The sequence below is a fragment of the Clostridiales bacterium genome (genome assembly GCA_015243575.1).
Lineage (GTDB): Bacteria > Bacillota > Clostridia > Peptostreptococcales > Anaerovoracaceae > Anoxybacterium > Anoxybacterium hadale.
Genome location: CP042469.1, coordinates 2,710,247 through 2,730,662, shown reverse-complemented (window position 1 = coordinate 2,730,662; position 20,416 = coordinate 2,710,247). Strand labels below are relative to the sequence as shown.

Here is a 20,416-nt window from a genome sequence, read left to right as displayed (position 1 = left end):
TTTCTTTAGTATGGTTTATAATAGCTCTAATGGAATATAGATTTTCGGTCAAAGTTGCAATTGCGAAAGCTTTTGCTGCGAGGTGAGTTGTTCTAAGTCTGTTAGATAGATACAGTTCCAATATCGGACGGATAAGAATTGCTTATTTGAGAATTGAGCTATAGAGGGTGGATAGCATTTGTTGCTGTCGCCTTTTTTATTTTGTATTGATAAAAAAAGAGATGGCATTCGGTGTTATCTCTTTTTATTTATGCTGCCCACCGGCCGAGCATAGAACCAGCAAAAATCTGCGGGGAATTGTTGGAATTTCGAAAATGTTGCGGCTAAGCAGAGGTTAAATTGACGAAATTTTCGTTAAAGATTTGCTAAAGATTACTAAAAATTTCGAAAATATGCTTGCTTGAAATTTTAAACTAGGATATAATTTCGCCATATCGATTGTTCGGTAACAACTCGAAAAAATAAAGAAGTTGCCGATCGAACGCGTGAAAGTGTTCCGGGAAAATCCCGCTCTTATAATGAAATCTTAAAATAAATCAAACTCTTAACATTCTTTATCGGGCACGTTTAAGAAAAGCCTGCCTGTATTAAAATTCTAACCTCAAGATAGGTTTCCTTTTTTGAACAACTTTGTTTCATCAAGGGATTCATATAATCATTGATAAATATACAGTATACAATAATGCCTCCAGTTTTCCGGATCATTTTTGTTGTACCGTATGTTCTATCAATAAAAATCTCTCTATCTGCAGAAAAATGAATATTCAGGATGGGGATTTTGTTTCCTCAAATGTGTTGAAAGGATGAGAACATGTCGTTAGAAGCAATCAAACAAATTACAGACACAGAGCAGCAATATCAGCAGCGAAAGAAAGAAGCTGCGGCGAATGCCCAGAAGCTGATCATTGATGCGGAACGAGGAGGAAAAGCTTATCTGGAGAAGGCGAAAATGGATGCGGAAACGGAAGTCCGCTCTTTGCTAAACGATGCAGAGAAGAAGGCTGCAATACAGGCTGCAGAACTGATGAACAACGCACAAATCAGATGTGAAAGCCTTCGGCAAGCTGCGGAACAGCGGCTGGATCAAGCCGTTTCCAGGATCGTAGAAAGGATCGTAAGTGTCTAATGGCTATCGTAAAAATGAAACGACTTCATTTGTTGTCCCTTGCCAGCGACAAAGAGCAGATGATGAAGCTTCTGCAGCGAGCAGGCTGTGTTGAAATCACTGAGCTGGATGCAGAACTGGCAGATCCGGAGTGGTCATCTCTGGTCAAGCGGGAACGGGCAGCGGTAAGCAATGCGAAATCCAAGGCTGCCGGTGTTAATACTGCATTGGATACACTGAAGAAATATGCCCCGGAAAAATCAGGTCTCTTTATCCTGAGAAAAGAAATTCGGGAGGATACCTTTTGTGATGCGGATTATCGTACTTCGACCCTTGAAAGCGCTGCCGTTATTAATGACTGCAGCAGGCAGATCAGCCAAGTCAGCTCTCAGAAAAATCGTTTGGGTAGTCAGCGCATAGGGCTGCTGCCATGGAGCAGTTTGGATGTCGATCTAAGCCTTCGCGAGACAGAGTCGACACGGATTGTTTTTGGTGTATGCCCAGCAGCGGTTTCGCTGGAGGAAATACAAGCGACGATTGGAAAGAACGGGCTTTCTGCTGCGTGCTTCCACGCATCCTCAGACAAGGAGCAGCACTACTTGCTGCTTGTATATCACAAAGAAGAAGAGGCTGCCGTAACAGAAACGCTTCGAACCTTCTCTTTTAATCCCACAGCGTTGAAGGACATTGAGGGAAGTGCAGCATCAAACATAAAAATGATTGATACGGAAATCGCAGAGCTGGACCGGAAAAAGGAAGAGCTAGAGGCGAAAATCACTTCTTATTCCTGTTTTCGAAGTGATCTTCAGGTTTGCTCAGATCAAATGGTGCAAGAGCTTGCGATAGAAGAGGCAAGAAGCAGACTGGTAACGACCGGCACATTGGTATATCTCAAGGGCTGGGTTCCAGCTCCGGATGTACATATGCTTGAAGCAGAATTACATAATTTTGAATGCGCTATGGAAATTCTTGAGCCTGGAGAGGAGGACATTCCTCCCACGGAGCTGCGCAATAAGAAATTAATTCAATCGATGGATATGGTCACGGAAATGTACAGCTTGCCTGGTTATGGAGGCATTGATCCCAATCCGCTGATCTTCCCGTTTTTCACTATTTTTTACGGAATGATGTTCGGTGATGTGGCATATGGTATTATCCTTATCATCCTGTCACAAATTGTAATCCGTAAATTTAAACCCAAAGGAGTTTTGGGGAATATTTTACAGCTTGCAACCATCTGCGGCGCCAGTGCCGCTGTCTGGGGTTTTTTAAGCGGATCGATCTTTGGAGATGCGGTCAGCGTAGTAGCGGAGCAATTTCTTGGCTTTGAGGACTTTGTTCTTTACGTGCCAGTTTTAGACCCGCTTACAGATCCTCTTAAGATTCTTTATCTATCAGTCATAATGGGTGCAGTTCAGTTATTTGTCGGAATGTGTATCCATATCTATATGTGTTTCCGCGATGGCCATCCTTTGGATGCGTTGTTTGACGTGGGAAGCTGGTGGCTTCTGTTTGCGGGGATTGCCGTTTTTGTGATCAAAGGTACGCCTTTTGTATTGTTTACAGGTATTGCGGCACTGATCCTTACACAGGGCAGAGCAAAGAAAGGAATTCCGGCAAAACTGCTGGGCGGGATCGCAAGCCTCTACAACATCACCAGTTGGCTGGGAGATATCTTATCCTATACCCGCTTGATGGCTCTTATGCTTGCAACAACGGTTATTGCCAGCGTGGTTAACATTCTGGGATCGCTGCCCGGCAACATCTTTGCTTTTTTAGTCATCTTTGTATTCGGTCATACCTTTAACATGGGAATTAACGTAATCGGAACGTATGTACATACTGCCAGACTGCAGTATCTGGAGTACTTCAGCAAATTTTACGTATCCGGGGGCAGACCGTTTAAGCCACTTAAGTATCATACGAAATACGTTGATATTGTATCAGAAGACGGGGAGGTGAAGGGATGAACTTACTTGCGCTTATGGGAACGGCTGTAGCTTTTATCGGAGCTGCCCTTGCAGTAGGATTGCCTTGTTCAGGCTCTGCAAAAGGAGTTGGCACTGTCGGAAGAGCCGGCGCCGGAGTCCTTTCTGTAGATCCGTCCAAATTTTCCAGAGTACTCATCCTGCAGATCCTTCCGGGCACGCAGGGTCTTTACGGGCTTGTCGTTTGGTTTCTGGCTTTGATGAAGCTGGGTTTTTTTGATGGAAATCTCGTTTCGTTTACTCTAAGAGAAGGAGTTGCGTTCTTTGGAGCGTGCATGCCTGTAGCAATCGGAGGGTTTATTTTCGGAATCGTCCAGGGCAGGCTGGGAGCCGGAGGGCTTTCTCTTATGACGAAGCGCCCCAATGAACTTTCCAAAAGCATCATACTGGCGATCATGGTAGAGTTTTATGCCATACTGGCATTGCTTTCCACGTTCCTGATGCTGAATAATTTTTAAAATATTTACGAGATGAAAGAGGAGGCTTTTAACAATGGAATTAATCGGATTTGGTGGTACAGCAATCGCAATGCTTGGTGCAGCTCTGGCAGTAGGCCTATGCTGTGCAGGTTCAGCAAAGGGTGTAGGAAGTGTAGGAGAAGTGGGTGCGGGAGTGTTGACAGAAGATCCCGGTAAGTTTTCTCAGGTACTGATTCTTCAGATCCTGCCGGGAACACAAGGTCTTTATGGTTTGGTAACGTGGTTCTTTGCATTGATGAAGCTGGACTTTTTCAGCGGAGGTCTTCGCGCCCTTGAAATTCAAGGGGGAATCATGTTCTTCGCAGCTTGTATGCCTATGGCCATCGGAGGACTTTTATCAGCGATCGCACAAGGAAAATGTGCTGCTGCAGGTGCCGCGTTATGTTCCAAGCGCCCAGAGGAGCTGTCGAAGGGGATTATAATGGCGATCATGGTCGAGTTTTACGCCATTCTCTGTTTGCTGGCATCATTCCTGATGCTCAACAGCCTGTAGTCGCCACTTCAGTTTTGCGCAGATACCGCGTCAATATCCCATCGAAAGGATGGCAAATTACCCATGAATGGAATTGAAAAGATCACGGAACGAATCATACAAAATGCGGAACAGGAGCTTGCGGAGATCACCCGTGAAGCGAGAGAAAAAGCGGAGGAGATTGCCGCCCGGTATGCGGATGCTGCCCGTAAGGAAAGCAGAGAAATCCTCAGCAGAGGGCAGGGAGCTGCGACCGAACGGATTGAAAGACTCGAAGGAGTCGCTATGTTGGATACGAGAAAACTTGAACTTTCCGTCAAGCAGGAATTACTTGAACGGGCTTTTGATACTGCTCTAGACCGTATCAAAGGACTGCCGGAAAAGGATTATGTACTCCTGCTTGCAAGGCTTGCGGCGAAAGCATCCCGCAGCGGATACGAGGAGGTTCTATTATCAAATGAGGACCGATTAAAAGTAGGGGAGACTGTCGTGCGGGAAGCCAACGGATTGATTCCCGGCGGCGGACACCTTACTTTGGCAGAGGATTTCAGAGCTATCAAAGGCGGACTTTTACTCAGAGATGAGGATATCGAGATCAACTGTACCTTGGAGAGTCTGATTCGCCAGCTGCGAAGCGAAATGGCAGGTGAACTTGCTGGTATTCTCTTTGACTAACCAGGCTTAGGGAGGAGGAAGCTATATGACGAAATTTGATGAGACAGAATATCTGTTTCTAACAACCCGGGTACGTTCTCTCGAAAATAACATGGTGAATCGCGAGCGTATGGAAATGATGCTGGAATCCGGAAGAACCGAGGAAATTGTAAGAATTCTTCAAGAATGCGGTTACGGCGAGTTCTCTGCAAACTCCATGGAAAGTCTCGAACAGAGCCTTGCGGCAGAGCGTCAGAAGACCTTTGGAGAAATTGCTTTTTTTATACCCGATCAGCCTCAGATATTGGACGTATTTCGAATAAAAGATGATTATCATAACGTGAAAGTACTTCTGAAATCTATCGTGCAAGGTATTGACGGAACCGATCTGCTTTCCGGCTCCGGACGGGTGCCTCTTGGTGTGATTCAAAAAGGAGTCCAGCAAAATGAACTTTTTGGCTTGCCTTCTATCCTTCGGGATGCCATCACAGAAGCAAGAGAAGTGCTGTCAGCCACAAAAGACCCCCAGATGGCAGATACCCTCCTGGATCGATATTATTATGCAGATCTGTTTGATGCGGCAGAAAAAGCAAAAAGTATCTTCCTTTTCGGCTATGTTAGAATCTTAATCGATGCAGCAAATCTGAGATCGGTTGTTCGAACGGTCAGAATGGGAAAGGGCGCTGAGTTTCTGCGGACCAAGCTTTTTGCAGGAGGGAATATGGATGGAAACCGGATCGTGGAAACGGTTGTGTCCGGTGCTTCTATAGAAGACTTTTACAGTACGTCTCTTTTAAAGGAGGCGGCTGCTTCCGGCGTTCGCGCTCTTCAGGGCGGTCCCCTGACACTCTTTGAGAAGCTCTGTGACGATGCGGTCAGCCAATATCTGTCCACTGCTCGTTTTGTGCCTTTCGGGGAACAGCCGGTCATTTCTTATCTGGCGGCGAAAGAAACGGAATATACGGCAGTGCGCATCATCATGACTGGGCTCATGGCTGGACTTAATCGGGATATCATTCGTGAAAGGTTGCGTGAGATCTATGTATAATGTAGCAGTTTTAGGCGATCGTGACAGTGTACTTGGCTTTAAAGCATTGGGTCTGGAGGTATTTTTTGCAGACACGAAGGATCAGGCGGCAGTGCAGATACACGCTTTGGCAAAGAAAAAGTATGCAGTGATTTACATTACTGAAACGCTGGCTGCTCAAATTCCTCAGGATATTGCTCAATATAAGGACGAGGTCATGCCCGCAATCATTCTTATCCCTGGAAAACAGGGGAGTTTGGGCATCAGTATGGAAAACCTGAAGCGTTCGGTGGAACGAGCGGTGGGCGTTGACATTTTCAAAGACTAGTCTGGTTGCCATAAATGGTTTCAGTGATGAATATCCTGAGTACTTAGTATAGGCTTCCAGCACATATCGCAAACCCTTTTGTTTGCATTGACAAATCAGTTATATAAGAAGGGAACAGGAATATGAGCAAAGGTAGAATTGTTAAAGTATCCGGTCCTCTGGTGGTAGCAACCGGACTGGCCGATGCGAGTATGGCGGACGTGGTCCGTGTCGGAGAACAGAGGCTCATCGGTGAGATCCTGAACATGACCGGCGACAGCGCTTTTATTCAGGTATATGAAGAAACCTCAGGGTTGGGACCGGGGGCCGTGGTGGAGACCACCGGTGCGCCTCTTGCCGTCGAACTTGGGCCGGGAATGATCGGAACCATATATGACGGAATCCAACGTCCTTTAGAAGAAATTATGAAGCTCACCGGACCAACGATCACGCGAGGTGTTGAAGTACCCTCTCTGAGCAGGGAAAGCAAATGGGAATTTTCAGCCACAGCCAAAGAGGGAGATCAATTGATCGGCGGAGACGTCATCGGTACCGTACAGGAAGGGCCTGTCGTTTTACATAAGATTATGATCCCGCCAGGAATCTCCGGCACGCTTATATCCATCAAAAGCGGGCTCTTTACTGTCAACGATACAGTTGCGGTGCTGAAAACCGCTGATGGTTCGGAAAAAGAGTTGACCATGATGCAAAAGTGGCCGGTTCGGATCGGCAGACCTTATCAAGAAAAATTCCCGCCTACGCAGCCTTTGTCCAGTGGACAGCGGATCATCGACACCCTCTTTCCCATTGCCAAGGGGGGCACAGCAGCGGTTCCCGGGCCTTTCGGTTCCGGAAAAACCGTGGTACAGCATCAGCTGGCGAAATGGTCTGATGTGGACGTAGTAATCTATATCGGATGCGGAGAGCGCGGCAATGAGATGACCGACGTACTCCGTGAATTTCCGGAACTCACGGATCCCAGAACGGGTGAGTCATTGATGAAGCGAACGGTAATGATTGCAAATACTTCCGATATGCCGGTTGCTGCCCGTGAGGCTTCCATCTATACGGGAATCACCATTGCGGAATATTTCCGTGATATGGGATATGCGGTAGCAGTTATTGCAGATTCAACCTCACGCTGGGCGGAAGCCCTTCGTGAGATGTCCGGGCGACTGGAAGAAATGCCCGGGGAAGAGGGATATCCCGCTTACCTGAGTTCACGCCTCGCACAATTTTATGAGAGAGCAGGTACCGTTGCCTGTATGGGCAGAGAGGGACGAAAGGGTTCCCTCACCGCCATCGGTGCTGTATCTCCGCCTGGTGGGGATATTTCAGAGCCTGTTTCCCAGGGTACCATGCGAATCGTCAAGGTTTTCTGGGGACTGGATGCCAGTCTTGCCTACAGAAGGCATTTCCCAGCAGTAAATTGGCTGACATCCTATTCTCTGTACTTGGATACCCTGAAACCATGGTATGATGAAAATTTGGGGAAAGACTACTTCTTAAACAGGGAAAAGGCGCTGCGTATTCTGCAGGAAGAAGCGACCCTCAATGAAATCGTTCAACTAGTGGGCAAGGATTCTCTCTCCTATGAGGATCAGCTGACACTGGAAACTGCAAAAATGATCCGAGAGGACTTTCTCCAGCAGAATGCATTTGTTGACATAGATAGCTATTCCTCCTATGATCGTCAGGCAAAGCTGATGCATTTGATTCTGCAGTATGATAGCCTGGCAAGGGCTGTACTAGATCAATGCGTTGATCTTCAGGAATTGTTTGCTATTTCGGCCCGTGAAAAAATCGGCAGGGCAAAGGGTGTTCCGGAGGGGGATTATGTACGCGTATACCGGGAAATCGAAGAATTGATGCAGCAAGAGATCGATAGGATCGCAGCAAAAGGAGGAAAGGAAAATGATTAAAGAATATCGTACAATCCATGAGATTTCCGGTCCTCTGATGGTGGTGCGCAAGGTGCAGGATGTTACCTATGACGAGCTGGGGGAAATCGAACTGCCAGACGGACAGCTTCGCCGCTGCAAGGTGCTGGAGGTTCATGAAGATAAGGCTGTTGTTCAGCTGTTTGAAAGCTCGGCAGGAATCAACCTTGCTCAGTCCAAGGTTCGCTTTCTCGGACACAGCTTAGAGCTTGGTGTATCAGGCGATATGCTGGGAAGGGTATTCAGCGGAATGGGGGTGCCCATCGATGGCGGCCCGGAGATTCTTGCGGATGAGTACCGTGACATCAACGGGCTTCCGATGAATCCGGCAGCGAGGGATTATCCCTCTGAGTTTATTCAGACGGGTATTTCCACCATTGATGGCCTGAATACTCTGGTACGTGGACAGAAGCTTCCGATCTTTTCCGGTTCGGGGCTGCCCCATGCAGATCTGGCAGCACAAATTGCAAGACAGGCGAAGGTTCTTGGGACATCATCAAATTTTGCTGTTGTTTTCGCCGCCATAGGGATTACCTTTGAAGAGGCAAATTTCTTCGTTCAGGAATTCCGCCGCACAGGTGCTCTTGACAGGACTGTACTGTTTACAAACCTGGCAAACGACCCTGCGGTAGAGCGTATTTCAACACCACGTATGGCGCTTACCGCCGCAGAATATCTGGCGTTTGATAAGGGGATGCACGTTCTCGTCATCCTCACTGACATTACCAATTATGCGGAAGCTCTTCGTGAGGTTTCCGCCGCTCGTAAGGAGGTCCCGGGTCGTCGAGGATATCCGGGGTACCTGTATACGGACCTTGCGACCATGTATGAGCGAGCAGGAAGAAGGCTGGGCTATGAAGGTTCCATTACAATGATCCCGATTCTGACCATGCCCGAGGATGACAAGACCCATCCGATTCCTGATCTTACCGGATATATTACTGAGGGGCAGATTATTCTCTCACGTGAACTGTTCCGAAAAGGGATTCGTCCGCCGGTGGATGTGCTCCCATCTCTCTCTCGACTGAAGGACAAAGGGATCGGGAAAGGGAAGACTAGAGAGGACCATTCCGGCACCATGAATCAGCTTTTCGCCGCCTACGCCACGGGAAAAGAAATGAAGGAGCTGATGACGATTTTGGGAGAGGCAGCCCTGTGTGAAACCGACCTGCTCTTTGCCAAATTTGCGGATGAATTTGAAAGGCGTTATGTTGCCCAAGGCAGTGATGAGAATCGATCCATAGAAGAAACACTGGATCTGGGATGGGAGCTTCTATCCATGCTGCCTACCTCAGAACTGAAACGTATCAATACGGATCTTATTGAAAAGTATTTGCCGAAGAAGAAAGATTGACAGGGGGGCGATAACAAATGGCTACCTCATCAACAACGACCAATATGACGCGAATGGAGCTTACCCGCTTAAAAAACCGGCTGAAAACGGCTCGCAGAGGGCACAAACTTCTAAAAGATAAGCGGGATGAGCTGATGAAGCAATTCCTTGATATCGTCCGTTTGAATAAGGAACTGAGAACGAGAGTGGAAGAATCTCTGATGACAGCCCACGCTTCATTCACAGTGGCTTCGGCCCTCATGTCACCCAATATGATGGAGCAGGCGCTGCTGTACCCGAAGCAGTCGGTTACACTGGACGTTTCGTACTGCAACATTATGAGCGTTAACGTTCCGATCTATGAGTTCAAAACACGAAGTGATGATCCTGGGGAAATCTATCCCTATGGCTTTGCCATGACCTCCGGGGAATTGGATACTGCAGTAGCAGCACTTTCCCATGTGTTTCAGGATATGCTGAAGCTGGCTGAGGTAGAAAAGACTACGCAGCTGCTGGCAGAGGAAATTGAAAAGACCCGCCGACGTGTCAGTGCTCTGGAATATGTGATGATTCCCAATATGACGGAGAAGATTCGCTATATCTCCATGAAGCTGGAAGAGAATGAACGGGGCAATATTACCCGGCTTATGAAGGTGAAGGATATGATTCTAAAAGAAGCCCACGGGTATCAGGAGTAAACGATATCAGCAGCAAACAGGTATCTGGAGCAAGCAGGTATCTAGAGTAAACAGTTATCTGAAGCAAAATGGAAATGCCGATTGGGTATTTAGCCTGAAACACCAGATATGGCGAAAAAGCCGCCTGCCAGCGTATTGTAATGCTGACAGGCGGCTCCGTTATAAGTTCTCTTATTTCGTCTCTGATACTGCTTTCACATAAAAACATAGATCTATTTGAAAACGATATCTAATTAAAATCGTATCAGATGACTCTTACGGAGATGATTCCGTTGACATTCAGCGCCTGCTTCAGAGCCACTTCATCTACCTCGGAGTCAATATCAATGAGTGTATAAGCTAACTCACCCTTGCTTCTGTTGTTTAGATCGCTGATATTGATATTCATATCAGCAAGAATTCCTGTAATTTTTCCGAGCATTGCAGGTACATTCTTATTGAGTACAGCAATTCGGTTCATGGAAGTGCTGATTCCCAGCGAGCAATTGGGAAAGTTGACGGAATTGGTGATGTTTCCGTTTTCCAGATAGTCCATCATCTGATCAACCGCCATTCTTGCGCAGTTCTCTTCGGATTCCTTTGTGGAAGCGCCCAGATGAGGGATGCAGATCGCTTTGTCATTACAGAGGAACTTCTCCGACGGGAAGTCAGTAACATATTTACGTACTTTACCTGTTTCCAGTGCGTTCAGGATGTCCGCTTCACTGACAATCTGGTCTCTTGAGAAGTTCAGAAGGCATACACCGTCTTTCATGAGGCTGAAGCGCTTTTCGTTGATCAGCTCCTTTGTATTTTCCATGAATGGCACATGGATTGTGATATAATCACATTTAGGAAGAAGGAGATCAAGAGACTCGGATACCTCTACCGTGCGGGATAATTCGTGTGCAGACTGGATCGACATATATGGATCGTAGCCGATTACATGCATTCCGAGACTTTCGGCAGCATTGGCAACCATAACCCCAATGGCTCCAAGGCCGACAACGCCAAGGACTTTTCCTTTGATTTCATGGCCTGCAAACTGGGATTTGTTCTTTTCAACAGTCTTGGAAATATCTTCGGTCAAAGTTTTTGTCCAGGCAATGGCGCTGGAGACATTTCTTGCAGACATGAGAATTCCGGTCAATACGAGTTCCTTTACCGCGTTGGCGTTGGCTCCGGGGGTGTTAAAAACAACAATCCCTTTTTTTGAGCATGCGTCAACTGGAATATTATTCACTCCTGCTCCGGCTCTTGCAATTGCAAGCAGTGACTCCGGCAGTGCCATGGAATGCATATCCTGACTTCTGAGAAGAATTCCTTGTGCGTCAGACGTATTGTCGCTTACGGTATATCGATCACTGAACCGTTCCAGCCCTTTACTTGAGATCTTATTCAAGGTTGCTATTTTGTACATTTTCTCCAACTCTCCTGATTCAAAAATTTTATTAGTATTGCTTTTTTCTATAAGTATTAGGTAGAATTATATCACTTTACTGACGGTACGTAAAGTGATATAATTATACATTATTTATCGCAATGTAAATCTAAAAATCAATTATTTGATTTTTTTGAGCATAGGATTCGCCGACAATTTTCTTCGTAAATTAGGCGAGCGTATAGGAGGATGAAAATGAGTCAGAAAGAAAGAGTTTACAACTTTTCGGCTGGACCCTCCATGCTTCCCTTAGAGGTCATGGAGCAAGCAGCAGAACAACTAACAAATTACAATGGATGCGGTATGTCCGTTATGGAAATGAGCCATCGTTCCGCAGAGTTTGAAGAAATTCTTCATTCCGCTGAGAAAAACCTCAGAGATATTATGAATATCCCTGATAATTATAAGGTGATGTTCCTTCAAGGCGGTGCAACCTTACAGTTTTCCATGATTCCCATCAATCTGCTTCGTAAATCCAAGAAAGCCGATTATATTATAACGGGAGCCTGGGCAAAAAAGGCATATGAAGAAGCACAAAAATTTGGGGAAATCAAAGCCGTCGCTTCCTCGGAAGAAAGCAATTTCACCTATATCCCTGAAGTGAAAAAAGAAGAATTTACACCGGATGCGGACTATGTGCATATAACATTAAATAATACAATTTATGGCACGAGATATCCGTACATTCCCGATACAGGAGATATTCCACTTGTTGCTGATCTTTCGTCTTGCATTCTTTCTGACGAAGTTGACGTATCAAAATTCGGACTGATCTATGCGGGAGCACAAAAGAATATCGGGCCGGCAGGAGTAGTTATTGTAATCATCCGTGATGATCTCATCGGTTTTGCTCCGAAAAATGCACCAATTTATCTGGATTATAAAATTCACGTAAACAATGAATCCATGTACAATACCCCACCAACTTTCGGGATTTATATGGCGGGAGAGATCTTTAAGCATATCAAAAATCTGGGCGGAGTTCCTGCGCTGGAAAGGATCAATAGACAGAAAGCGAAGAAACTTTATGACTATATTGATAACAGCAAACTATACAGCTGCCCTGTTGAGGTGCAAGACAGATCTCTTATGAATGTTGTCTTTATTACAGGTGATGAGACACTGGATAAGAAATTTACAAAGGAAGCTAAAGCAGCGGGACTCCATAATCTGGGAGGCCACCGTTCCATCGGCGGCATGAGAGCAAGCATCTATAATGCTATGCCCATGTCTGGGGTAGACACTTTGATTGCTTTTATGAAAAAGTTCGAGGCTGAGAACAGCAAGTAAGAATTAATTGTCGAAAATTACAATTTTATCACAAATGAGATGCTTTCTTATGGTATCATGGAGACAGGGATTAAGAAAGCATTTCTATTTTATAAGGAGATCGGTTATGAAATACCTGGTTTTGGTGCCAGACGGAGCGGGGGATGAGGAAATTGCCATGCTGGGCAACCGGACACCCTTGCAGGCAGCAAAAATGCAAAATATAACGCAATTGGCGCAGAAAGGCATGGTCGGTCTTGTCAGGACCATACCGCCTGGAATTGCTCCAGGCAGTGATGCGGCAAACCTATCCGTTATGGGATATGACCCGGCGGTCTATCACACAGGAAGATCACCGCTGGAAGCAGCGAGTATGGGAATTGAGCTTACGGAAACCGATGTTGCATTCCGGACCAATCTTGTAACCCTGTCAGGAAATGGGAGCTATGAAGAACTTACCATTGAGGATCATAGCTCTGGAGATATTACGAGTGAAGAGGCGAAAATTCTGATTGAATATATTAATGAAGCACTTGGGACGGAGGTTCTGCAGTTTTATCCCGGAGTCAGCTACCGCCATGCACTGATTATGAAAAATGGTTCGACTTCCTATGATTTGACGCCGCCACACGATGTGCTGACGCAAAAAGTTCAGAATCATTTGCCAAAGGGTGAAGGTTCAGAGTTTCTCACAGAGATGATGCGAAAAAGTTATGAGCTGCTGAAAGAACATCCGGTCAATTTGGATCGTGCAAGACGGGGGCTCAATCCTGCCAATTCCATTTGGATATGGGGTCAGGGCAGGAAACCAAGCCTGCCATCCTTTTCGGAGAAGTATCAAATTACCGGAACGGCAATTTCAGCGGTAGACCTGATCAAGGGCATTGCGATTTGCGCTGGACTGAGCAGTGTGGATGTTGAAGGTGCAACCGGAACGATCCATACGAATTTTAAAGGCAAGGCAGAGGCGGCGATTGATGCATTCAAAAAAGGGCAGGATTTTATCTATTTACATGTAGAAGCTCCCGATGAGTGTTCTCATCAAGGGGATCTAGAGGGTAAAGTGAAATCACTGGAAATGATTGACGAGTTTGTTCTGAAACCAATTTTGGAATATCTTTTTTCCTCCGGGGAAACCTTTAAAGTGCTGATTGTTCCGGATCACCGGACACCGCTGGCTATTCGAACTCACTCTTCAACGCCGGTTCCCTATGTGATTTATCAAAGCGACAGGGAAGAAAAGCCGGATTCAGACAAAGCTTTTAATGAAGCGGCAGGAGAAAGAGGAAGATTTTTTGAAAACGGTTATGAACTGGCAGACTTCTTCTTTTTATGAGATTAACCGTCCGAATATGAAAAATTACTGCGATGCGTTATAACACGGGGATAATATGAAGAAATTAATTACAATCATTTTAACTGCGTTCGTTATCATCCATGCTGTGCCCAGCACTGTCTATGCAGCTTCAGAGCCGCCTGCTATCACAGCTGAGACGGGGATCGTAATCGACGTAAAAACAGGCCAGGTGCTATATGATAAGAATATGAACGAACAGAGGTATCCTGCCAGCACAACCAAAGTTATCACCGCGCTTCTGGCGCTTGAAAATCTAGATTTGAATAAAGTGGTAACCATCGATGCGGAAACACCGTATACGGAGGGAAGCCGTATCTATCTTCTTGAAGGGGAACAGGTAACGGTAGAACAACTACTCTATGCATTGCTGCTGGAATCAGCAAATGATGCTGCCGTTGCCCTTGGCAAAGAAATGGCGGGTACCATTCCGGCATTTGCAGAAATGATGAATCAAAAGGCCAAGGAATTGGGCGCAAAGAATACGAACTTCGTAAATCCAAACGGTCTTCATGACCCGGCTCACGTTTCAACCGCTTATGATCTGGCCATGATTGCAAGGGAGGCCATGAAGAATGAGAAATTTAGAGAATTGGTCACCACTTATCGTTACATTATACCTGCAACCAACAAACAGGATACAAGATATCTTTATAATACAAACCGTTTGATCTACGATGAAAAAACTAAGGTAAGCGCAAACGGAGTCCTGCGTGCAGCAAAGTATGAAGGTTCGACTGGAATTAAAACCGGCTATACCAGCCATGCTGGTGGCTGCCTCGTAGCAGGTGCTATTAGGGGAGATACGGAGTTGATTTCTGTTGTTATGAAATCGACAGACCCTGGTCGTTTTGGTGATTCGATTGCTTTACTGGACTATGCGTTTGACAACTACAAGAGTGTAATGGCCATGCAGGCAGATACCGTACTGGGAGAAATACCAGTCAACAGAGGTTCTGTGAAAAAGGTAGAGGTTGTGGCATCGAAAACCGCTTATGCCACACTTCCGGTGGAAGCCTCAGAATCGTTGATTAACACCAAGATTAAGCTTGATGAAACCGTCCGTGCTCCTGTTACCTTAGGTCAGAAGGTAGGAGAGGTGGAAATCTATGAGGGTGACAGCCTTGTGGATACTGTTGATGCGATTGCAGCAAGTGATATTCCAGAGGGTGGGCTCCTTTCCGTTGTAGGTGTTACAGATGAGACGGCTCAAAAAATAGAGAAGATTTTTTCTTCTATCATATTACTGGTAATCCTGCTCTTTGCCTCTTATGTATTTCTAAAGAGAAAGCAGATCAAAAGACGTAAGATGAGGCGGCAGGAAAGAGCTATGCGGTATCAGAGCCAAGATAGCAGACGGCGTTATGATGAATACTGGAGAAATTGATTGATTATAAAAACCTTGATGAAAATCATCAAGGTTTTTCCTATTTCTTCCTATTAATATCATTTCCTGCGATATCAATAGGAAAGTACAGTGGGATCATCCCCTGAAGTTATATATAAACCCCAAATATTCTTGCTTTTAATTCAAATAACAATATGGTATAATCTGGTATACTATTTATAATTTGGGGGTGCATGTGATGGTCAAGAAATCAAAAGAGGAGTACTGGATGAGTTACTTAAGCTATTATACAAAAGTTTATCATTCACTGGCTGATGTGGGAAGGAATGACTTACTTGATGAAGATGTCCCCGAGGATATCAAAATTGTAGTTGTGAGTTTATTTCGTGATCATGCAAAAGAGTGGCTCAATTCAAACTTGCCTGCCTTGGGTGATCGAAAACCTATCGATCTGCTTAAGACCGAGGAAGGATTGGAGTCACTGAAGGGATTGCTCCTGAGAATCCCAGATTAATTCGATGCTCGACAGTGATGAGAATCGATCTGTTTCTTTTGAAATATACCTGTGATTTCTCCAAATAGAGCGCCGCCCAAAACGAGGAAAACCCCTATCATCTGTACGGAATTTAGGGACTCACCGAGGAAGAGCGCGGAGAAAACCAGTGCAGAGAGTGGTTCTAAATATCCGCAGATTGCTACAGATTGTACAGGAAGCTTACTGATGGATGAAAAGTAAAGGAGGCAGCCGATACCGGTATTTACGACACCCAGGATCAGAATCGGGAGAAGATTCTTTGATTCAATAGAAACTGAAATACCTCGATGAAGGGTTAGAAAAAGTGCGGTGGTAAGAAATGCAGCCCCCAATTGACAGACTGTATTTCCAAGTTGAGAGCATTCCCATTTGGTTTCTGAGGAGCCCGTGTGTCCCTCAGCAGAAGTGGCGAAGCTACTTTTTTTACTGAATAGAATCATTAAGGTATACATCACAGCAGCCATCATGCTGCAGAGGAGGCCCAACGGAGAATCACCAGAAAAAAGTGATTGACCGTTTGACAGATAGATTCCTGCCACTACAGCCAAAAAACCGGAGAACTTTCCAAGAGTCATCTTTTCCCGGAAGACCATGGTTGACAAAACCATTACAAAAACAGGACCGCAATAGTAGACAATCGTAGCAACCCCAACGCCGACCAGGGTATAGGCTTTATAAAGAAAGATCCAGCTTCCACCCATTGCTGCACCTGAAAGCAGAACAAATACAATGCCTCGTTTCTGCTCTGGCAGCTTTATTTTTTGTCGGGAAAGGACAAAGAAGAGCAGCAACGTCAAACCTCCAATCAAGGTTCTTGTAAGCACGATTTCCGTGCTGCTCAAAAAGATGCAACTCGCTATAACTCCATTGGAGCCGAACAGCAGCAGTGATGCGATATATTGAATATAAGATTTCTTCATATTCTTTTCCTTTCGACCTTGATAGATTAACGAGAGTAGTGTATCATAAATAAAATCATGACAATACAGAATGTTTGTCATATAAAACATGATGAAATGTAATGCAAACGGGAATCGGTAAATAAGGAAAGAAGATGAATCTGCATAAATATGAAGCGTTGATAAAAACTCTGGAGCACGGGAGCCTGACTAAGGCTGCTGAAGCCTTGAACTATACCCAATCGGGGATTAGCAGGATGATCAAAGACCTGGAAATGGAATGGGGGGTATCCCTGCTAGAGCGAGGGCGATCTGGAGTAAGCCTAACCTCTGATGGGCTTAAACTGTTTCCTCAATTGAAAAGGGTCTGTTACGAAAATCGGGTCTTACAGAAGCAGATTGAGGATTTGCATGGAATACAGTCAGGAATGATTCGTGTCGGTACCTTTTCCAGCGTAGCAACTCATTGGCTGCCTAACATGATCAAGGCTTTTCAGAAAGACTATCCGATGATCGACTTTGAATTGCTCTTGGGCGACTATACAGAAATCGAAACATGGATTTTCGATGGACGAGTAGACTTTGGGTTCTTATGTCTGCCTGCGGCAGCAGAACTTGAAACCATTTTTCTGGAAAAGGATCGGTTACTGGCGGTTCTTCCTGAGGGGCATCCCATGGCCGACTGCAATCGACTTCCCATGGGCGAACTGGAAAAAAACCCTTTCATGCTGCTCCAAAAGGGAGGGAAGGCAGAAATCGCAGGAATCTTTGAAAAGCACAACTTATCCCCGCGGATCCATTTTACAACTTGGGATGACTATGCTATTATGTCCATGGTGGAGAATGGTCTGGGAATCAGCATCCTGCCAGAATTAATCTTAAAGAGAAGTCCATACCGGATCGTGAGAAAGGAGCTGGAGATTCCAGCCTACCGTGACATCGGTATTGCTATGAGGGATCGAAATTCCCTTGCTATGGCGGCGAAGCGGTTTTTGGAATATTTCTCATACCGAATTAAGTGAGGTGAAATCAGCAATGAAATCGGAAATGAAAGATATGAAACAAGATATGGAACAAGATATGGAACAAGATATGGAACAAGATATGGAACAAGAGTTGGCAGAGATTCCAGATATCAAACCGGGTCTGTATCGTCATTTCAAGGGAAATCAATATAGGGTATTAAGCTTGGGCAGGCATTCGGAAACGCTGGAACCAATGGTCGTCTATCAAGCTCTTTACGGTGATTATGGGGTTTGGGTACGGCCGGCCTATATGTGGAATGAAGTTGTAGAGCATGAAGGAAGGCGCATTCCGCGGTTTGAATCGATCTTAAAAGAAACTGCAGGAGAGCGTATCACCGCTCCGATGGGAGAAGTGAAAAAATCGGAAAAATAGTGGCTCTATAAGAATGAAAATATTTCTGCTTAATATATTTACTGTAACAGGATCTAATGCGAAACTGCGTGATGATCCTTTTTTTCAGCCTTATTATACTTGTTGGATTGATACTCTATATAAGATTGAAATGAAATTCAACACATCAGTTTAGTATGGAGGTTTCTGGTGAGAGTATTTCATAGTATTGTTAATGCAGATATCATGAAGTATTTCAGCAATGTTCGCGGCACATCCCTCATGAACAACGCAGCCAATTCATGCAGCATTGAGCAGGTGCTCTCTGCGGCCAGCATCTTTTGTCCCGAAATTCTTGAGGTCAATGGATGCATTTTTATTGCGGAATTCTATAACGGAAACATCATTGACTTGGAGCGGGTTTATGATTATGATCGTAAGCAGATTGAAATGTATGTGAACAGCTGGTCTTTGGAGGATTTTTTTCTCCTGGCCTGCGATGATTCCGTCCAGGTCGATGAAATCATCGAGGCGTTTGGAAAAACACTGCAATACTTTTGGAAGATCCGTATGAGGGAGCTATTTCCCGGCAGAAACATCGTAGTTGAACTAGACTATGAAATCATGGGGGAGCAAGGGCTTTCCATCACGGTCTATCAAGAAGATCAATAGTACACTTTTAATCTCTGGCATACCGATGGGTCAATTCGGCAATTTTCTTAGCCAACTCACCTGAGTTCGCTCCTGTTTGCATACGCCAGCACCAATTGGTACCGCCTAGAGTTGAGGGGGTATTCATTCTTGCTTCAGAGCCCAGTCCCAGATAATCTTGCATTGGTGCAATTGCAAGGATGGAAACTGAGGACATGGCTCCCCGAATAAAGCCCCAGTGATAGCCTTCAGCCTCATCCAGCTTTAGATATTTCTGTGCAAAATCGCGCTGATCAGCAGTGGCCTGAGCGAACCAGCCTAAGACAGTTTCATTATCATGGGCGCCGGTGTATGCGATGGTATTCGTATAATAATTATGGGGAAGATGATCGTTATCTGACACTGAGTCAAAGGCAAAACCAAGAACCTTCATACCGGGAAAGCCGCTCTGCTTTAAGAAATCTCTCACTTGCTCCGTCATATAGCCGAGATCTTCGGCAATGATGTTTAAGCCTTTGGAAGATTCCGTTTCAAAGGTCTTCTTCATGGCATCAATAAAATCCATGCCGGGTCCGGATTTCCAGCTGCCATAAGCCGCAGTGGGTGAACCGTAGGGAACCTCCCAGTAGCTTTCAAAGCCGCGGAAATGATCAATTCGCACCCAATCATAAGTGGTGAGAGCGCTCTTAATTCTTCGGAGCCACCAGTTATAACCTGTATCACGATTCTTTTGCCAGTCATAGAGAGTATTTCCCCAGTACTGTCCGTCCTCAGAAAAATAATCCGGAGGGCAGCCGGCGACACAGATTGGTGTCAGGTCTCTGTTGAATTGGAAGATTCCACTGGAGGAATGGCTCCAGGTGTCTGCGCTGTCTGCCGAAGCATAGATGGGGATGTCGCCAATGATCTGAATTCCCTGTCGGTTTGCGTAGCTTTTCAACGAATTCCATTGCATATAGACGATATACTGTACAAATTGGAAATACTCGATCTCCTTGTTGTAGAGTTCTTGATAATGCAGCAATGCTTGTGAATCTCTATGTTTGATATCCTCATCCCAGTATTCCCAGGACTGGCCTCCAAAATGACCCTTCAGTGCCATGTAGAGCGCATAATCATAAAGCCAGAACTGCTGCGCTTGAAGGAATAAATTGAATTTTTCTGATGTAATCAACTCTCTCCTTGCAAATGCCTTTCTAAGAAGTGTTTCTTTATTCACATAAATTTTATTATAGTCAACCAAATGGGGATTTTCCCCGAAATCCAATTCCTGATAATCCTCTTTTACTAGCAGGCCGGATTCCTCGAGTAGTTCTGGATCGATGAAATAAGGATTCAGCGCAAAGGCCGAAGGTGACTGGTATGGAGAATCCCCAAAGCTGGTTGGACAGAGCGGGAGGATTTGCCAGTACTGCTGTTTTGCCTCTTTAAGAAAATCCACGAAGGAGTAGGCTTCCTTACCGAAGGTGCCGATTCCGTAAGAACCTGGCAGGGAACTGATGTGCAGTAAAATTCCGGAACCACGTTTCATTTATTTTTTCCTTTCCATGAAGTTGATAAAAGCGGCAGGCCCGAAGGGAC

At 45.4% G+C, this 20,416-nt stretch carries 20 protein-coding genes; 17 read left to right on the top strand and 3 right to left on the bottom strand.

The genetic code is table 11. From position 1 onward, the window contains the following. Positions 1–811 precede the first annotated feature (811 nt). The 10 genes from FRZ06_12125 to FRZ06_12080 all read left to right on the top strand — a co-directional run bounded on the left by FRZ06_12125 (position 812) and on the right by FRZ06_12080 (position 10,003). Positions 812–1,126 (top strand): hypothetical protein, encoded by a 315-nt coding sequence (locus FRZ06_12125; GenBank protein QOX64027.1) that lies wholly within the window; start codon positions 812–814, stop codon positions 1,124–1,126. Further along, a complete protein-coding gene (locus tag FRZ06_12120; protein ID QOX64026.1) occupies positions 1,126–3,075 on the top strand; it encodes a V-type ATP synthase subunit I in 1,950 nt (649 codons plus the stop codon). The genes FRZ06_12125 and FRZ06_12120 overlap by 1 nt, the downstream gene beginning before the upstream one ends. Continuing rightward, entirely contained in the window at positions 3,072–3,551 is a 480-nt protein-coding gene (locus tag FRZ06_12115) for a V-type ATP synthase subunit K (GenBank protein ID QOX64025.1), read from the top strand. The genes FRZ06_12120 and FRZ06_12115 overlap by 4 nt, the downstream gene beginning before the upstream one ends. 34 nt (positions 3,552–3,585) lie before the next feature. Next, entirely contained in the window at positions 3,586–4,065 is a 480-nt protein-coding gene (locus FRZ06_12110) for a V-type ATP synthase subunit K (protein ID QOX64024.1), read from the top strand. A gap of 63 nt (positions 4,066–4,128) precedes the next feature. Continuing rightward, positions 4,129–4,719, top strand: a complete 591-nt coding sequence (locus tag FRZ06_12105) for a hypothetical protein (protein ID QOX64023.1) — start codon at positions 4,129–4,131, stop codon at positions 4,717–4,719. Between the two features lie 25 nt (positions 4,720–4,744). Continuing rightward, positions 4,745–5,746, top strand: coding sequence for a V-type ATPase subunit (locus FRZ06_12100; GenBank protein ID QOX64022.1), 1,002 nt, complete (start codon positions 4,745–4,747; stop codon positions 5,744–5,746). Further along, positions 5,739–6,053 carry a V-type ATP synthase subunit F gene (locus FRZ06_12095; GenBank protein ID QOX64021.1) on the top strand — a complete coding sequence of 105 codons (315 nt, stop codon included), beginning with the start codon at positions 5,739–5,741 and terminating at the stop codon, positions 6,051–6,053. Before FRZ06_12100 ends, FRZ06_12095 begins: the two co-directional genes overlap by 8 nt. A 122-nt stretch (positions 6,054–6,175) precedes the next feature. After that, on the top strand, positions 6,176–7,954 hold the full coding sequence (locus FRZ06_12090) for a V-type ATP synthase subunit A (protein ID QOX64020.1): 1,779 nt from the start codon (positions 6,176–6,178) through the stop codon (positions 7,952–7,954). Next, positions 7,947–9,326 (top strand): V-type ATP synthase subunit B, encoded by a 1,380-nt coding sequence (locus FRZ06_12085; GenBank protein QOX64019.1) that lies wholly within the window; start codon positions 7,947–7,949, stop codon positions 9,324–9,326. The genes FRZ06_12090 and FRZ06_12085 overlap by 8 nt, the downstream gene beginning before the upstream one ends. Positions 9,327–9,343: 17 nt before the next feature. Continuing rightward, the gene (locus FRZ06_12080; GenBank protein QOX64018.1) at positions 9,344–10,003 is read left to right on the top strand and encodes a V-type ATP synthase subunit D; all 660 of its coding nucleotides are present in this window, start codon (positions 9,344–9,346) and stop codon (positions 10,001–10,003) included. A 244-nt stretch (positions 10,004–10,247) separates the two neighbouring features. Here FRZ06_12080 and FRZ06_12075 read toward each other — a convergent pair whose 3' ends face one another. Continuing rightward, positions 10,248–11,402, bottom strand: a complete 1,155-nt coding sequence (locus tag FRZ06_12075; protein ID QOX64017.1) for a 3-phosphoglycerate dehydrogenase — start codon at positions 11,400–11,402, stop codon at positions 10,248–10,250. A gap of 216 nt (positions 11,403–11,618) precedes the next feature. Here FRZ06_12075 and serC point away from each other — a divergent pair, with 216 nt between their 5' ends. The 4 genes from serC to FRZ06_12055 all read left to right on the top strand — a co-directional run bounded on the left by serC (position 11,619) and on the right by FRZ06_12055 (position 15,908). Next, positions 11,619–12,713, top strand: coding sequence for a 3-phosphoserine/phosphohydroxythreonine transaminase (gene serC / locus FRZ06_12070; GenBank protein QOX64016.1), 1,095 nt, complete (start codon positions 11,619–11,621; stop codon positions 12,711–12,713). Positions 12,714–12,819: 106 nt separating this feature from the next. Continuing rightward, positions 12,820–14,028 (top strand): cofactor-independent phosphoglycerate mutase, encoded by a 1,209-nt coding sequence (locus FRZ06_12065; GenBank protein QOX64015.1) that lies wholly within the window; start codon positions 12,820–12,822, stop codon positions 14,026–14,028. A gap of 55 nt (positions 14,029–14,083) precedes the next feature. Continuing rightward, complete coding sequence (locus FRZ06_12060) at positions 14,084–15,433, top strand: D-alanyl-D-alanine carboxypeptidase (GenBank protein QOX64014.1); 1,350 nt, start codon at positions 14,084–14,086, stop codon at positions 15,431–15,433. A 199-nt stretch (positions 15,434–15,632) separates the two neighbouring features. Beyond that, a complete protein-coding gene (locus FRZ06_12055; protein ID QOX64013.1) occupies positions 15,633–15,908 on the top strand; it encodes a DUF2384 domain-containing protein in 276 nt (91 codons plus the stop codon). On the opposite strand, the gene FRZ06_12050 is transcribed toward FRZ06_12055, so the two are convergent. Then, a complete protein-coding gene (locus FRZ06_12050; GenBank protein ID QOX64012.1) occupies positions 15,905–16,849 on the bottom strand; it encodes a DMT family transporter in 945 nt (314 codons plus the stop codon). The two genes, FRZ06_12055 and FRZ06_12050, sit on opposite strands and share 4 nt — an antisense overlap. A gap of 134 nt (positions 16,850–16,983) precedes the next feature. Between FRZ06_12050 and FRZ06_12045 the strand changes: the two genes are divergently transcribed. The 3 genes from FRZ06_12045 (at position 16,984) to FRZ06_12035 (ending at position 18,856) form a co-directional block, all read left to right on the top strand. After that, positions 16,984–17,850, top strand: coding sequence for a LysR family transcriptional regulator (locus tag FRZ06_12045; protein ID QOX64011.1), 867 nt, complete (start codon positions 16,984–16,986; stop codon positions 17,848–17,850). Between the two features lie 103 nt (positions 17,851–17,953). Next, complete coding sequence (locus FRZ06_12040; GenBank protein QOX65920.1) at positions 17,954–18,226, top strand: DUF1653 domain-containing protein; 273 nt, start codon at positions 17,954–17,956, stop codon at positions 18,224–18,226. A 168-nt stretch (positions 18,227–18,394) separates the two neighbouring features. Continuing rightward, positions 18,395–18,856: a hypothetical protein gene (locus FRZ06_12035; protein QOX64010.1), complete on the top strand. Its 462-nt coding sequence runs from the start codon at positions 18,395–18,397 to the stop codon at positions 18,854–18,856. A gap of 7 nt (positions 18,857–18,863) precedes the next feature. Here FRZ06_12035 and malQ read toward each other — a convergent pair whose 3' ends face one another. After that, a complete protein-coding gene (gene malQ / locus FRZ06_12030; GenBank protein QOX64009.1) occupies positions 18,864–20,366 on the bottom strand; it encodes a 4-alpha-glucanotransferase in 1,503 nt (500 codons plus the stop codon). Positions 20,367–20,416: the final 50 nt, after the last annotated feature.